General features: G+C 54.7%; 14 protein-coding genes. 3 read left to right on the top strand and 11 right to left on the bottom strand.

What is annotated here, in order from left to right:
• Positions 1 to 224: 224 nt before the first annotated feature.
• The 5 genes from TH30_RS14265 to dctP all read right to left on the bottom strand — a co-directional run bounded on the left by TH30_RS14265 (position 225) and on the right by dctP (position 6,209).
• Positions 225 to 1,751: a malonate--CoA ligase gene (locus TH30_RS14265; RefSeq protein WP_181850296.1), complete on the bottom strand. Its 1,527-nt coding sequence runs from the start codon at positions 1,749 to 1,751 to the stop codon at positions 225 to 227.
• A gap of 12 nt (positions 1,752 to 1,763) precedes the next feature.
• Entirely contained in the window at positions 1,764 to 3,080 is a 1,317-nt protein-coding gene (locus tag TH30_RS14260; protein WP_114098774.1) for a malonyl-CoA decarboxylase, read from the bottom strand.
• Positions 3,080 to 4,396: a TRAP transporter large permease gene (locus TH30_RS14255; protein WP_114098773.1), complete on the bottom strand. Its 1,317-nt coding sequence runs from the start codon at positions 4,394 to 4,396 to the stop codon at positions 3,080 to 3,082. Before TH30_RS14255 ends, TH30_RS14260 begins: the two co-directional genes overlap by 1 nt.
• A gap of 12 nt (positions 4,397 to 4,408) precedes the next feature.
• Positions 4,409 to 5,098, bottom strand: a complete 690-nt coding sequence (locus tag TH30_RS14250) for a TRAP transporter small permease (protein ID WP_114098772.1) — start codon at positions 5,096 to 5,098, stop codon at positions 4,409 to 4,411.
• Positions 5,099 to 5,201: 103 nt separating this feature from the next.
• Positions 5,202 to 6,209, bottom strand: a complete 1,008-nt coding sequence (gene dctP, locus TH30_RS14245; RefSeq protein ID WP_114098771.1) for a TRAP transporter substrate-binding protein DctP — start codon at positions 6,207 to 6,209, stop codon at positions 5,202 to 5,204.
• 318 nt (positions 6,210 to 6,527) lie between these two features.
• On the opposite strand from dctP, the gene TH30_RS14240 reads away from it, so the two are divergent.
• Positions 6,528 to 7,205: a GntR family transcriptional regulator gene (locus TH30_RS14240; RefSeq protein ID WP_114098770.1), complete on the top strand. Its 678-nt coding sequence runs from the start codon at positions 6,528 to 6,530 to the stop codon at positions 7,203 to 7,205.
• A gap of 75 nt (positions 7,206 to 7,280) precedes the next feature.
• Positions 7,281 to 8,021: a TlyA family RNA methyltransferase gene (locus TH30_RS14235; RefSeq protein ID WP_114098769.1), complete on the top strand. Its 741-nt coding sequence runs from the start codon at positions 7,281 to 7,283 to the stop codon at positions 8,019 to 8,021.
• Positions 8,022 to 8,053: 32 nt separating this feature from the next.
• Here the strand turns inward: TH30_RS14235 and TH30_RS14230 are convergent, their stop codons facing one another.
• Both TH30_RS14230 and TH30_RS14225 read right to left on the bottom strand, forming a co-directional pair.
• A complete protein-coding gene (locus TH30_RS14230; RefSeq protein ID WP_008891292.1) occupies positions 8,054 to 8,482 on the bottom strand; it encodes a GlcG/HbpS family heme-binding protein in 429 nt (142 codons plus the stop codon).
• A gap of 111 nt (positions 8,483 to 8,593) precedes the next feature.
• Positions 8,594 to 9,469, bottom strand: coding sequence for a LysR family transcriptional regulator (locus TH30_RS14225; RefSeq protein ID WP_114098768.1), 876 nt, complete (start codon positions 9,467 to 9,469; stop codon positions 8,594 to 8,596).
• Positions 9,470 to 9,614: 145 nt separating this feature from the next.
• On the opposite strand from TH30_RS14225, the gene TH30_RS14220 reads away from it, so the two are divergent.
• Positions 9,615 to 10,592: a DMT family transporter gene (locus TH30_RS14220; protein ID WP_114098767.1), complete on the top strand. Its 978-nt coding sequence runs from the start codon at positions 9,615 to 9,617 to the stop codon at positions 10,590 to 10,592.
• A gap of 13 nt (positions 10,593 to 10,605) precedes the next feature.
• On the opposite strand, the gene TH30_RS14215 is transcribed toward TH30_RS14220, so the two are convergent.
• From TH30_RS14215 to aroC, 4 genes are all read right to left on the bottom strand, one after another.
• On the bottom strand, positions 10,606 to 11,073 hold the full coding sequence (locus TH30_RS14215) for a DUF2269 family protein (RefSeq protein WP_114098766.1): 468 nt from the start codon (positions 11,071 to 11,073) through the stop codon (positions 10,606 to 10,608).
• 42 nt (positions 11,074 to 11,115) lie between these two features.
• Entirely contained in the window at positions 11,116 to 11,721 is a 606-nt protein-coding gene (locus TH30_RS14210; protein ID WP_114098765.1) for a TetR/AcrR family transcriptional regulator, read from the bottom strand.
• 197 nt (positions 11,722 to 11,918) lie between these two features.
• Entirely contained in the window at positions 11,919 to 13,115 is a 1,197-nt protein-coding gene (locus TH30_RS14205) for a RodZ family helix-turn-helix domain-containing protein (RefSeq protein WP_114098764.1), read from the bottom strand.
• Positions 13,116 to 13,151: 36 nt separating this feature from the next.
• A complete protein-coding gene (gene aroC, locus TH30_RS14200; RefSeq protein WP_114098763.1) occupies positions 13,152 to 14,255 on the bottom strand; it encodes a chorismate synthase in 1,104 nt (367 codons plus the stop codon).
• Positions 14,256 to 14,297: the final 42 nt, after the last annotated feature.

The following is a 14,297-nucleotide window of genomic DNA, read 5'->3' as shown; positions in this document are numbered from 1 at the left end:
AAGGTTACCAGCGCCTTGGTTGTTGTTTGTTTTCTAATTTAGCATCTTGGCGTTCCAAATCCTAACAAGGACATAACAGCGGGGAACGGAAGGGGAAACGTCGGGTCGATGGCCTGCATTCAGACAAAAAAAATTCCGGCCAGATCGGCTCTGACCGGAAGGTTGGGTCTATGACCCTTTGGGTGCTGTCTGTCAGGACAGCGGGAGATATTGGCTACATCACATCATGCAGCAGGGGAGGTAAAGGTGTCGGCATATTGCTTGCGCAGTTCGGCCTTTTGAATTTTGCCCATGGTGTTGCGCGGCAATTCCTTGATCACCCAGATGCGCTTGGGAACCTTGAATTTTGCAAGCTTGTCCTGGGTGCGTTTGATGATGGTATCGGTGTCGGCTGTTTCGCCCTTGGCGGCAACAATGACACCGGCAACGGCTTCGCCGAAATCTGGGTGGGGCAGGCCGAAGATGGCAACTTCCTCGACCTCGTCATATTCGGCGATGACTTCCTCGACTTCTTTTGGATAGACGTTGAAACCACCCGAAATGATCAGGTCCTTGTCGCGACCGACAATCGTGACATAGCCGTCTTCACCGATGGTTGCGAGATCACCCGTGATAAAGAAGCCGTCGGTGCGGAATTCCGAGGCGGTCTTTTCCGGCATCTGCCAGTAGCCTTTGAACACGTTCGGCCCGCGCACTTCGAGAACGCCTATTTCGCCAGCGCCCAGAACATTGCCATCCTTGTCACAAACCCGTGCCTCGATCCCCGGAAGGGTCGGGCCAACCGCACCAGGACGACGTTCACCGTCCAGCGGGTTCGACGTGTTCATGCAGGTTTCGGTCATGCCGTAACGCTCAAGAATTTTATGACCGGTACGTTCAAAGAACGCATCATGGGTTTCGGCCAGAAGCGGTGCGGACCCCGACACAAACAGCCGGATGTTGGCGGTAACATCCTTATTGAACTGCGGATGAGACAGCAGGCGGGTATAGAAGGTCGGAACGCCCATCAAGACGGTAGATTGTGGCAGACGTTCAATAACGTCATCAGCATCGAATTTCGGAAGCAGGATGACCTTGCCACCATTCATCAGCATGATGTTGATTGCCACAAACAGACCGTGGGTGTGAAACAGCGGCAGCGCATGCAAAAGCGTATCGCCCGGTTTGAAACCCCACGCCGAATGAAGCGTCCTGGCGTTTGAACCCAGATTGTTATGGGTCAGCATCGCGCCCTTGGACCGCCCCGTCGTGCCCGAGGTATAAAGGATTGCTGCAACATCATCCTTGTCGGCACTTACAATGTCGGTCATCGGTGTTGCACTGGCGGCCTGATCGTTGAGGCTGCCATCGCCATTGGAGCCAAGGGAAAGAACAGCAGCAACATTGTTCTGATCGCCAAGGGCCGTGGCAGCATCAATATGGGCAGGTCGGCACACAAAAACGCGCGGTGCGGCATCGCCAAGGAAATAGGCAATTTCGTCACCGGTATAGGCGGTATTGAGCGGCAGGTGAATGGCACCAAGCTGCAAGCAGGCAAGATAAAGCGCAATCACGTCAGATGACTTGTCGACCTGGGCTGCGACGCGGTCACCCTTGACCACCCCGTGGGAAGCAAGAACAGCGGCATAGCGACCGGTTCGATCAAGCAACCATGCAAAGCTGCGTTCCGTGCCGTCACGTTCGATCAGAAACGTGCGCGACTTGTCTGCCGGGAAACGGTCGAGGAAGGTTTGAAAAAGATTATCAGACATGGTCATACCTACTTAAATGCCGGCAAGCTGTGCGACGGATTTCGATGTTGCGATCTTTCCGTCATTCATCAGCGCTTCGTGATTTTTCTCAATGCTGTCAAGGTGGTAGGCATAATTGACCATCATGCCGCCCGCTTGGCGCAGTCCCTTGATTGATGTGTCTCCCAGCCAGTTCAGCCGTTCAAGCTGTGCGCCATTGCCAAGATGGAAACGTGCGGTGGGATCAAGCGGTGATTTCCCGCGTTTGCAAGTCGCAAGATATGTCGCACAAAGGGCAATCGTCGGTTTGCGCAGGGCTTCGACCTTTTCCGGATCATCAATCCAGTGATCATCACTAAGCCCTTCAAGAACCTGACTGGCAAGACCGGCGTCATCGGCCTTGCTTTTCTGGCGGGTCCGCAGCCAGCCCATAAAGCCCGGAATGGGCGACAGGGTCGCAAACTGTTTAAGTTGCGGGAACTCGCGTTTGAGTTCCTCGACAACCTGTTTGATCAGGAAGTTGCCAAACGAAATGCCCTTAAGCCCGGCCTGACAGTTACTGATTGAATAGAAGATTGCGGTATTGGCTGTATCAGGAGCCTTTTCATCAATCTCGGGTGCGAGAAGGGCCTGAACACTATCGGCCAGCCCATGAACGAGTGCGACTTCGACAAAGATCAGCGGATCATCGGGAATGGCGGGATGGAAGAAGGCAAAGCATTTCCGGTCTGTTGCCAGACGGCGGCGCAAATCATCCCAGCCCTGAATTTCATGGACTGCTTCATAGCGGATCAGCTTTTCAAGGATCGCAGCCGAGGTATCCCAGTCAATGTGACGCAGTTCAAGAAAACCACGGTTAAACCAGCTGGTCAGCAGATGCTGCATATCGGCATTCAGCGGTTCGAGATCGCGGTTGGTTTTTAAAAGCCCGATCAGGATTTCACGCATGTCAACAATAGCCCGGGTTCCACCCGGCGCCATATTGATCCGGCGTAGCAATTCCTGACGTGCAGGTTCTGATGCCTGGGTCAGGGCCGCCAGATTGGTTTCTGACGGGTCCTTGGCAAAGGCATCGGCGGCCTTGGTGACCTTGGCGCGATCTGCACTAAAGTCGTTCTGCATCATCTGGAAGAACCGAAGATGATCCTCCTCTGGCAGATTTTCCCAAAGCCGGACCACTTCGCGGGCAACGGCGGTGCCACGGGCCTCGCCTTTTTGCGAGACGAGGTCCTTGCACATGGCGCGAAGCTGCGCAAACGGGTCCTGCGGGGTGGAAATTGGCAGATCAAGCAATTCCCGACCACGGTCGGCGATGCTTGAAATCCAGCTTCTGACAGAAATCCCTGACATTAGCGTCCTCCAATAACCGTTTCTGGAAGCCAGGTGGCGATTTGCGGGAAGAAGCAAAGAATGATGATCGCAACAACCATGCACAGCACATAAGGCATGGCACCTTTGAGGATCGTCTGCAGGCGAATATCTGGTGCAATGCCATTGATGACATACAGGTTCAAACCGACCGGCGGGGTGATCAGGCCGATTTCCATGTTGATGGTCAGGATGACGGCAAACCAGTAGGGGTCAAAGCCGGCATTGATAATCACCGGAAGCAGGATCGGCGCACTCATCAGGATCACTGCAACCGGCGGCAGGAAGAAGCCGCTGATCAGCAGGAACAGGTTGATGAAGCCCATCAGGACCCAGCGGTTTACTTCAAGTGCTGAAATCCATTGTGCGATCGACTGGGTGATGAACAGGGATGACAGCATATAGCTGAACAGGCCTGCAGCCCCGATGATCAGAAGAATCATCACCGACTCTTTGGTGGTGTCACGCATGACGTGCCACAGCTGGCCGGGCTTCCACATCTTGTAAATGATCATTGCGGTGATCAGGCAGAACAGCGCACCCACACCGGCCGTTTCCGACGGGGTCGCAACGCCGCCGTAAAGAGCAAACAGAACCGCGCCGATGATGACAAGGAAGGGCAGAACACGCGGAAGGATTTCAAACTTTTCCTTCCAGCTGTATTTGACCACGCCAAGCGCAGCCTGGGCATTGCCCTGACGCCAGGTCGAATAAAGCGACCAGGTCATGAAAAGGGCTGTAACCAGAAGACCCGGCAGAAGGCCTGCAAGGAAAAGTCGACCAATCGAGGTCTCGGTCGAAATACCATACACGATCATGGTCACACTTGGCGGGATCAGAATGCCAAGGGTGCCGCCCGCTGCGATGGAGCCGGCGGCCACGGTGTCGGGAAAACCGCGTTCACGCATTGCAGGAATGCCCATCTTGCCGATGGCAGCACAGGTTGCAGGTGAAGAACCCGAAAGAGCCGAAAAGATCGCACATGCCCCCAGGTTGGAAATAACCAATCCTCCTGGCACGCGCGTCAACCAGCGATCAAGAACGGAATAAAGGTCGCCACCGGCACGGGACGAGGCCACAACCGCCCCCATCAGGATAAACATCGGGATGGCAAGAACTTCAAAGCTTTCAAGTTTTCCAAACAGGATTTCAGGCAGCAAAGGCAGGGAACCGGTGCCATCGAAGATGATGATGAACCCGACACTGACCAGAAGCAGGCCGATGCCGACAGGAATGCCGGAAAAAAGGACAACGGTGGTTGCGATGCCAACAATGGCCGCAAGAAGCAAAGGATCCATAATGCGGCCTCCTTAGAATGCGTCATCGCGCAGATCGAACGGGGTCGACCGGCGAGTGACAAGGGACAGGAAGTCGGCAAGGAACTGCAAGAACAGCAGGCCAAAACCGATTGGCAGGGCGGTATATGGTTTCCAAAGCGGAACAGCCCAGATCGTTTCAGACAGCCATCCGCCTTCAAATGCCTCAATCACAAGCTCAAGTCCGTAAAAGCCGAACATGGCGCTGATGGCCATTCCACATAGAAGGGTGAGAACGGCAAGCGTCATGCGTGCGCCGTGTTTGAGATAAAGCGGCAGCAAGTCGACATTCACATGGCCACGCAACAGCTGGACATAGGGCAGGCCGATCAGGGTTGCGCCGATCATCAGGAAAATCACAGCTTCGGTTTGCCAGACAGTCGATTCATTAAGCACATAGCGCATGAAAACCAGCTGGCAGATGATCAGCATTGAAATGCCGAACATGGATGCCGACGCGATTCCGCAAATGCGCGATGCCGTATGAATGACGGCAATGAATGCATCAAGCGGCCCTTTGGGCGGAGCCGCACGATTGGTGGCATTGACATTTTGATCGTCGATGGGCTCGACATCAGGCGGGGGCGGCATATCGGATTTAACGGAATGCGACGCACTTGGGGTCTGCGCGAAATCATCGGGCAGATCAATTGGAAGTGGGTGCGGGGACATGGCGTTGGACACGCGCGTACTCCTCTGACGGAACCTGATTGTTCTGTATTTTTATATTATTCGGGAAATGGGGTGGTGCCGAACGCCTCGGCACCACCAGCGCATCATCAATGGATCACTTTACAGCAAGTGCCATATCAAGAAGTTCCTGACCGTTCGGGGTCTCTTCGACGAACTTCTTGTAAGAGGTTTCCATGGCAAGTTTCTGCCATTCTGCGAAATCCTCATCGGTGAGTTCTGCGATTTCCACACCGGCATTCTTGAAGACATCGATGCTGTCAGAATCCTGCTTGCGGCCTTCGGTGGTGTAATATTCTTCCGCTTTCTTTGCCGCAGCGGCAAGGGCATCTTTCTGAGCATCATTCAGCTTGTCATAGCTTTTCTTCGACATCAGAACCGGTTGATACATGAACCACAGCGCATTGCCTGCTGCCGGGGTATAGCATTTGACCTGCTCATAGATGCGATAGGAAACGAAGCTCGACGAGCTGGTGTTGGTGGCGTCAAGAACGCCGGTCTGCATCGCCGGATAGATTTCCGAGCTTGGCATCGCAGCGATTGAAGCACCGGCACCTTCAAGCATCTGCTCGAACGATTTACCAGCTGCACGAATCTGCAGGCCTTTTACGTCTTCCGGCTTTTGGATGCAGCCCTTGGTCGATGCAAAGCCACCGGCAAGCCAGCCCTTGGCAACCGTAACAACACCATCTTCGTTCAGCAGACCTTCAATCTTGTCCATGAACGGGGAGGTGTTGATGCGGTTTGCGTGGTCATGGTTTTTGACCAGTGCAGGCATCAGGGTCAGGTTGGCAGCAGGGACACGACCACCGGCATAGGCCAGCGGATAAACAATCATGTCAAGCTGGCCACGCGTCATCGGAGTCCACTGCTCCTTTGCCTTGAACAGGGAACCGGACGGGAAGATCTGGATTTCCAGATCAACATTGGCGGCTTTGACTTCGTTGGCAATGATTTCGGCAACCTTGTGGCGGATATCGCTGGTCGACCACTGATGTGACAGTTTCAGCGTTTCTGCATTGGCGGATGCGGACATGCCAAAAGCGGCAACAGACAGAGTAATGGCGGCGACAGACGCCGAAAGGGTCTTCTTGAAAATCTTCATCTTTTCCTCCCGGATGAAGCATGCGTTCTGGATGCATTTTGACGGCTTTTTGCGCGTCTTATTATTGATGCGGTTTTCGCATTAGTCGAAAGCGTTACAGATTTCTGGCATTCTGTCTATGCAATTTTGTATACCAGAAATGCGTTTTGCAGTGCCACAAACCCGCGCTTGAGTATTTGCCTGCAAACTGGCGGAAATCGGCATGTAACTTTTGCGATGCAATATTGAAACTCTGCAAAGCAGCAGAGAAAAGGCTTTGATTAGTACCATTTTATGTGTTCTGGTATACCAGTAACCGAATATGGATGAGGGCGTTTTATGGCGCAAAACGGTAAGCTTGCTGCGGATCTGGTACAGAAACTTGAACGCGATATTGTGACCGGCATTCTTAAGCCCGGCGACAAGCTTGACGAACGTTCGCTGAGCGAACGGTTCGGCGTTTCGCGTACACCGGTCCGGGAGGCTCTGCAGACTCTTGCCGGTTCCGGTCTTGTGGCAACCATGCCCCGCCGCGGAACGATTGTTGCGTCAATCACAGTCGCCGAACTGATCGAGATGTTTGAAGTCATGGCCGAGCTTGAGGCCATGTGCGCACGTCTCGCCGCCCGCCGGATGCCGCGTGCTGATATTGAAAACCTGATTGCACTGTCTGAAGAGTGCAGCGCGCTTCAGGGGCATGCGGATGCAGATGCCTATTATGAGGCCAATGTGCGTTTCCACGAAGCAATCTATGCCGGTTGCCGGAACAGTTTTCTGGAACGCCAGACCAAAAATGTCCGCAATCGTCTGGCGCCCTATCGTCGGTTGCAGCTTCATCGTCCGGGCCGTGTTAAAAAATCAAACAATGAACATGCCGAAATCCTGAGCGCCATTTCAAACGGCGAGGCCGATGTCGCCGGCAAGCTGATGCAGCAACATGTCGCTGTTCAGGGCGAAGCCCTTAACGACCTTCTCGCCATTGTCCCGCGCGGATATCTTGAACCGCTGGCGAGTTAGGCGATCTGTTCCGATCACAGTGAAATTACCGTTATTGGGCGTGACCTTTTTTCATGGGTGCGCTAAAACGCGCTTATGGCAAAGAAACGTTTAGATCAGATGCTTGTCGAACGCGGGTTGGTGGAAAGCCGGTCCAAGGCGCAGGCTTTCATTATGGCGGGCAACGTCTTTAGTGGCGAGCAGCGCCTTGATAAACCGGGCATGCAGTGCAAGGAAGATATGGCGATCACCTTGCGCGGACAGCCCCATCCTTGGGTTTCGCGCGGCGGGTTAAAGCTGGAAAAGGGGCTTGCCGAATTCAACATTGATGTGACCGGCTTTATCGGAATTGATGTTGGGGCGTCCACAGGCGGCTTTACCGATGTTTTGCTGCAAAACGGTGCGGCAAAGGTCTATGCCGTGGATGTCGGGCAGGGGCAGCTTGACTGGAAATTACGCAATGACGACCGGGTGGTTGTCATGGAAAAAACCAATGCGCGCCACATCACTGAAGAACAGATTCCCGATCTGGTCGATATCGTCGTGTGTGATGCCAGCTTCATTGGCCTGCGCACCGTTCTTCCGGCCAGCATGGAGCGCCTTAAACCGGGCGGGCATCTGATTGCACTGATCAAGCCGCAATTTGAAGTCGGCAAGGAGCGCGTCGGTAAAAAGGGCGTCGTGCGCGAACCCGAGCTGCATCAGGAAGTGTGTGACACCATTTCCGACTGGCTGTCGAATTTGCCGGGCTGGGAAGTTCTGGGCATTACCACAAGTCCGATCACCGGGCCCGAAGGTAATGTCGAGTTTTTGATCTGTGGGCGGAAATCAGCCTGATCACAGGCCGATTTCCATCGCGCGAATTTTGATTACTTGCCGATTTTCTTCATGAAGAAATCAATCCCGGCTTGGGCGCAGTCCTGATCCTGCGGGGGCGTGCCGGAACTCACACCGATGCCGCCAACGCATTCGCCATCGACAAAGACCGGAAGACCACCCGCAACAATCGACAGGCGCCCGCCGATTTCGGAATCAATGCCATAGGCCGGTTTGCCTGGCTGAGCGGCGGCGGCGTATTCGTGGGTGCCTTTGCGCGCGCCCGAGGCAGTGAATGATTTATCCTGGGCAATCGTGGTACTGGTGACCTTGCCGCCATCCATGCGTTCAAAGGCGATGAGAACACCGGATTCATCGGTGATGGCAATGCACATCGGAACACCAATTTCATTGGCACGGTTGCGCGCGCCTTCAATCAGGATATAGGCGTCTTCGATTGACAGGCGTTTGATGGTCAGCATGGGATGTCTCCGGTGTTCTGGATATAAGCTGGCGCATCTTATGTGGTCGGGCAAAAGCCGATCAATCACATAAAACGTCTTTTCACATGGTGGAAGAATGGGGCCCGCCAATCAGTCTGGAACTGCGTCCGGTGCTACGTCATCGGGGGAAAGGGCTGCAATCGCACCAAGGGCAAGCTCGCGCACTGCCGGGTTGGCACGATCACGCACCATCAGGCTGATATCAACCGACGGCAAGGGTGGCAGAACATCATCAGAAAGCTGGTGCAATCCCGCATGTTCCGCCGTACAACGCGGCATTGCCCCTACCGCGTGACCACCATTAATGACGGTAATGATCATGGTATTGGCATCGCTGCTGTGGCTGATGCGATGGGGAGTGCCCGCCTTCTTAAGTGCGGATGTTGCCGCATCACGGATGACACACCCGTCTTCAAACAACACCAGCGGCAAGGGGCGCTGTGACAGATCGAAATCAGAATGCGCAACCCAGACCAACGGTTCGGAAACCACATGCAGGGATGGTGTATCAGGATCGGCCGTCAGAATCGCGAGATCAAGGTCGCCATTTGCCACACGCTTTGAAAGATTGCGTGAAAGATCGGCGTGACAGGTGATTTCGGTGTCGGGAAGCCGCCGTGCCGCAACCCGAAAAAGTTGGGGCAGATAGACTGCGGCGTAATCATCTGGCACACCGACGCGAATTCTCGACGGTGCGGCATCGACAAGATCGGCCAGCATACGGTCATTAAGGCCTATAATCCCCTCGGCATAGGATTTGACGACCAGACCCGTGGTGGTTGGTGTGATGGCCTTGCGGTCCCGGGTGATCAGGGGCGTGCCGACGGTTTCCTCAAGCTTTCTGATCTGCTGGCTGATGGCCGGTTGTGTGCGCAATAGCCGTTCTGCAGTGCGGGTGAAACTTTGCGTTTCAAGCACCGTCAGGAAAGTTCGCAACAGATCGATGTCAACATTGAGAAGGGTCATAAGCGCCCGTTATTTGCACTATAAGCCGAAGCAATTTCACTTCGATAGCGCAATCAACCATCCTGTGTCCAGCCGCAGACGCATCAGATGATCTTTCACCGGTCATTTGCACAACCAACTGCGATGCCACCTGAAAGCAAGCGCCATGTCCCATGCCGGAAGTTCTGTTTGTACTCCCTCCGCCACCAAATGCGTGGATGCAGGCGCGATTAAGGCTGGTGATAGTCATCTCAATCCGCTTTGGGCATTCGGCTTGTTGCTGTTTGCGGGCGGGTTGCTTGGAATGTCGCCAATTCTTGTGCGATTCAGTGGTGTTTCGGCTGATGCGTCTGCGTTCTGGCGCGTTGCGCTTGCCGCCCCTTTGTTATGCGCAACCGCATTCCTTGTACCGGCCAGACCGGCACGCCCCGATCCGGCGAGCCCGACAAGTGTCGGGAAAGCCGTGATTGCGGGCTGGATGGTTCTGGCCGGTGTCTTTTTTGCTGCAGACCTGATTGCATGCCATGTCGCGATTGAGCTCACGACCGCAGGAAATGCGATCCTGCTTGCCAATCTGGCCCCGGTTATCATCGGTCTGCTTGGACTTGTCGGGCTTGCGCGACGTCCGGGCAGGATGTTCTGGTTCGGATTGCCATTTGCCGGTTTTGGGGCCTGGTGCCTGTTTCGGGCAAGCGATGCCGGAACCGGGAGCATGGCCGGGGATGCCTTTGGACTATTGGCCGCTGTTTTCTATGCGGGCTATCTGATCGTGATCGGAAGATTGCGGCGGCATATCGGTGCCGCTGTTACCATGAGCGGCACGACCGTTGTCACTGCGATTGTCATTGGCGTATTTGCCGCGATCAAGGGTGATCTGGTTGCGCCAACAGATATGACGGGCTGGTTGGCGCTGGCCGCCCTTGGCATACTGGTTCATGCCCTTGGACAGGGGATGGTGTCTGTCGGGCTTAAATCGGTCGATGAGGCGACGGGGTCGATGGTCCTTCTGGTCCAGCCGTTTGTCGCGACCTTGCTTGGTGCATTGGTGCTTGGCGAAGTTTTGAATGGCTGGCACATGCTGGGCAATATTGCGGTGGTATTTGCCTTGCTGATTGCCACGCGGGCCCGTCGCAGACCCGCGTAAGGACAATCAGGTTTTAGCGGAAAATCATGAAGTAAAGCGTGCCCAGCGGCAGCAAGACAGCAATCCCGCCAATGATGTTCCAAAGCTTGCGGCTTTTTTCATAGGCCGCTGGCATGGTGCTTTCCCCGGCCTGAACGGTTTTGGCGGCAATCTTTGACATGTAGATCTGAAGAGGCAGCAACCCTGTCAGCCAGAGCATCGCAGCCATTCCAAACAGGCCGATGCCAATCGTCAGGTGCGGGGCATCGGAAATTGCGATGCCTGTTGCGTGAAACAATCCGATCCCGCCAATCGTAATCAAGGCAGCCCCGAACGCGGTAAAGAACAGGTCGGTCATATTCACCAGCCGACAGGCAAAGGCGATGACGACCGGGTTCTGTGTCCGGTCAGCCTGCGTTTTCCAAAGGGCAGAGACAATGATGTTGCCCAGAAAAAGCACGACACCAAGCACGTGGATGAATTTAACGGTGAAATATTCCATCGGAGAATCCGGTTGGCAGGGGACAATGGGCGGGAATGCGCGTTACATGCCTGTCGGGGCGTTTAAATCTTCGGCCAGAAGGCCAAGTACAAAGCTGCCAAGGTTCTGATCAGCAGGTGGAACAATCATGCCGTCAATCACCAGCATCGCGATCCCGTGTGCCCGGCTCCAGGCGGCAAGGGCACGGTTATAGGCCGTGGCGGCCTCGGTCAGGGTCATTTCGGCCTTGCGATCAACGGACGTGACAGCGCGCTGCAAAACATCAAAGGCATTGTCGGCGGCTTCGCGCAGTTCCGGATATTGATCAAGCGGCGGGCGTTCCCGGCCAAAGATCAGGCGGAAATGCTGCGGGTTCTCAACCGCAAACCCGACATAGGCCGCGCCAAGATGCATGATGCGCTCTTCGTGATGTTCAACATTTGCGGCAACGGCTTCGAGTTGTTCGGCAAAACGTTCAAAGGCCGATATGGCCACTGCCGCCAAAATGCCATCCTTTCCGTCAAAATGACGATAGGGAGCGGCTTCTGAAACACCGGTCATGCGCGCCAGACGTCGCAGCGAAAGACCGGTCGGGCCTTCTTCGGTCAGGATGGTTTCGGCTTTTTGCAAAAGAACATTGCGGACGTCACCGTGATGGTATTTCCCCATTAGCTCGCATCTCGATTTTCTTATGTTAACTGAGTTAACATTATCGAATGATATCTGGTATTTCAAGGCTAAACTGATCTCGAACCGACAAAATATGCCACTAAAACAAGGCTGTCCTTTGTTAGAACTTAAAAAAGCACCGCTTCTGGAAGAAGCGGTGCAGTACGTTCAGGAGGTTATCTGAAGAACTGAGGGGATCAGGCAGGATCAGTTGCCGGTTTTGGATCATCCGATGGTCCCGGCGTTTGTGTCTGTGCCTGTGCCGTATTGGTGCTGTCATCCCCGGTTGCCGGGGCTTGTGGTGCGCTTGCCGGATTGGTTTCAGCGGCATCCGCTTTGGGCTGTTCTGGCTGTACGTCTTCTGATGGTGTGTTTGCTGCGTCTGTTCGGGATTGCTCGTTTTGTGGTGGTGGCACCGGCACTGCAGGATTTTGGCTGTCTGCTGATTGATCCTCAGGGCTCACTGTATTTGAAGGATTTGACGCATCTGCATTCGGTGTTGCAGGCATTGCGGCGTCGTTTGAAATGTCCTGGTTATTTGAGGCTGACTCCAGCGGAGTTTCCGGTGTTGTGTCCTTCGTGCCCGTCGTGTCCGCGTCTTTATGGGGGAGATCATCAGACTTGGTCTGTTCGGGCGAACTGGTTTGTTCGGGCATAGTGTCTGTTTTGGTCTGCGCGGCGCCCGGCTCTGACGGCGCAGGCATCTCAGACGGGTCAGACGATTCTGTGGGGTTCAGGTCAACGGAAGGCGTTGGTGTTTGTAAGTCTTTTTTGTCGCGATCCGGGCGGATCAGGAACTTGTCGCCCAGCGTATCCTGCCCGATCAGAAGCGGTTGTTCGAGACCGGTCATTTCCAGAAGCCCGATTTCAACGTCGCGTTCGATACCACGAATTTTCATACGGGTATGGATGACTGGGGCGCGCACGCTTTCGCTGCTGCTGCTGGTTTGAATATCCCGATATCCGGCAATCGGAAGCGAGAGCTTCCAGACAATGGTGCAGGACTTCAAATTGCTTTGGGGATCGGGATTGCATTTCAGGGTCAGACTGAAGGAGACAATCCCGGCGGCTGATCCGTCTGAGGTTTTGGTAGGCTCGGCCTCGGTATCCTGATCCGTGTCGGAACTTTCACCTGTACTGGCGTTATCTGAGCCAGACATTTCAAGATCGCTGACAAACAGGCAGGTTTGCGGGGCCGCTCCCAGGATCATGCCGGGCATTCCGGCAATTCCCCATTCCGGCAGGTCAAGCGCCTCGTCCGGGTAAAGGATCGTGCGGTTGCGCAATTGTGCATCAGTGCCAAGCGATCCGCCTTTGGCGGATTTGTTGTTTGATGCAGCAAGCGAGATCAGGGTTTTGAGCAATATCGGGTTCATGCCATCAAGACGTGGCATCAACCCGATTGTGACAGGAATTATCTGCTTAAGGGATCAGCTCGGGAAATGCTTGTTGGTGTTCCAGCCTTCGCATTGCGCGCGATGGCGCAGAAGGTGGTCGGCAAGCACAATGGCCGCCATGGCTTCGCCGACCGGAACGCCGCGAATGCCAACGCACGGGTCGTGACGGCCCTTGGTGACAACGTCGACTTCCTTGCCATAAATATCGATGCTTTTGCGCGGGGTCAGGATTGAGCTGGTCGGTTTGACCGCAAAGCGAACGACAACATCCTGACCGGACGAAATACCACCCAGAATGCCACCGGCATGGTTCGAACCAAAGACGGGTTTGCCGTCGTTGCCCAAGTGCATTTCATCGGCATTCTCGATGCCGGTCAGTTCGGCGGCTTCAAAGCCGTTGCCGATTTCGACCCCCTTGACCGCGTTGATGGTCATCATCGCCTTGGCCAGATCGGCATCAAGCTTGTCATAAACCGGATCGCCAAGACCAACCGGAACGCCCGAACAGACAATTTCGATCACAGCACCAACCGATGATCCGTCCTTGCGCAGGCCGTCGAGATATTCCTCGAATACCGGAACGGCTTCGGGATCGGGGCAGAAGAACGGGTTGTTATCAACTTCGTTCCAGTCCCAGTTATCGCGATTGATTTCCTTGGTGCCCATCTTGACCAGTGCGCCACGGATTTTGATGTCATCGCCAAGAACCTTGCGGGCAATGGCACCGGCCGCAACACGCATTGCTGTTTCGCGGGCCGATGAACGGCCGCCGCCGCGATAATCGCGCGTGCCGTATTTTTCCCAATAGGTGTAATCGGCATGGCCCGGGCGGAACTGGTTTTTAATCTCGCCATAATCCTTGGATCGCTGATCGACATTTTCGATCAGAAGCCCAATCGGGGTGCCGGTGGTTTTGCCTTCGAACACGCCCGAAAGAATTTTGACCTGATCAGGTTCGCGACGCTGGGTGGTAAAGCGCGATTGACCGGGTTTGCGTTTCTCGAGGAATTCCTGGATATCGGCCTCGGTCAGCTCAAGAAGAGGGGGCACACCATCTACAACACAGCCGATTGCCGGGCCGTGGCTTTCGCCAAAGGTGGTGAAGCGAAAGAGCGTTCCAAAACTGTTGCCAGCCATAACCGAATTCCAGAATTCAAATATTAAAGAGACAAAACGGGC

It is taken from the genome of Thalassospira profundimaris (assembly GCF_003326795.1).
GTDB lineage: Bacteria > Pseudomonadota > Alphaproteobacteria > Rhodospirillales > Thalassospiraceae > Thalassospira > Thalassospira profundimaris_C.
Note: the sequence above shows the minus strand (reverse complement) of the source record. Positions and strands in the feature narration are given on the sequence as shown.

Excerpts from the sequence above, each read along its gene's own strand:
- TH30_RS14265 (WP_181850296.1), bottom strand. The coding sequence starts at position 1,751 with ATGTCTGATAATCTTTTTCAAACCTTCCTCGACCGTTTCCCGGCAGAC.
- TH30_RS14260 (WP_114098774.1), bottom strand. The coding sequence starts at position 3,080 with ATGTCAGGGATTTCTGTCAGAAGCTGGATTTCAAGCATCGCCGACCGT.
- TH30_RS14255 (WP_114098773.1), bottom strand. The coding sequence starts at position 4,396 with ATGGATCCTTTGCTTCTTGCGGCCATTGTTGGCATCGCAACCACCGTT.
- dctP (WP_114098771.1), bottom strand. The coding sequence starts at position 6,209 with ATGAAGATTTTCAAGAAGACCCTTTCGGCGTCTGTCGCCGCCATTACT.
- TH30_RS14240 (WP_114098770.1), top strand. The coding sequence starts at position 6,528 with ATGGCGCAAAACGGTAAGCTTGCTGCGGATCTGGTACAGAAACTTGAA.
- TH30_RS14235 (WP_114098769.1), top strand. The coding sequence starts at position 7,281 with ATGGCAAAGAAACGTTTAGATCAGATGCTTGTCGAACGCGGGTTGGTG.
- TH30_RS14230 (WP_008891292.1), bottom strand. The coding sequence starts at position 8,482 with ATGCTGACCATCAAACGCCTGTCAATCGAAGACGCCTATATCCTGATT.
- TH30_RS14225 (WP_114098768.1), bottom strand. The coding sequence starts at position 9,469 with ATGACCCTTCTCAATGTTGACATCGATCTGTTGCGAACTTTCCTGACG.
- TH30_RS14220 (WP_114098767.1), top strand. The coding sequence starts at position 9,615 with ATGTCCCATGCCGGAAGTTCTGTTTGTACTCCCTCCGCCACCAAATGC.
- TH30_RS14215 (WP_114098766.1), bottom strand. The coding sequence starts at position 11,073 with ATGGAATATTTCACCGTTAAATTCATCCACGTGCTTGGTGTCGTGCTT.
- TH30_RS14210 (WP_114098765.1), bottom strand. The coding sequence starts at position 11,721 with ATGGGGAAATACCATCACGGTGACGTCCGCAATGTTCTTTTGCAAAAA.
- TH30_RS14205 (WP_114098764.1), bottom strand. The coding sequence starts at position 13,115 with ATGCCACGTCTTGATGGCATGAACCCGATATTGCTCAAAACCCTGATC.
- aroC (WP_114098763.1), bottom strand. The coding sequence starts at position 14,255 with ATGGCTGGCAACAGTTTTGGAACGCTCTTTCGCTTCACCACCTTTGGC.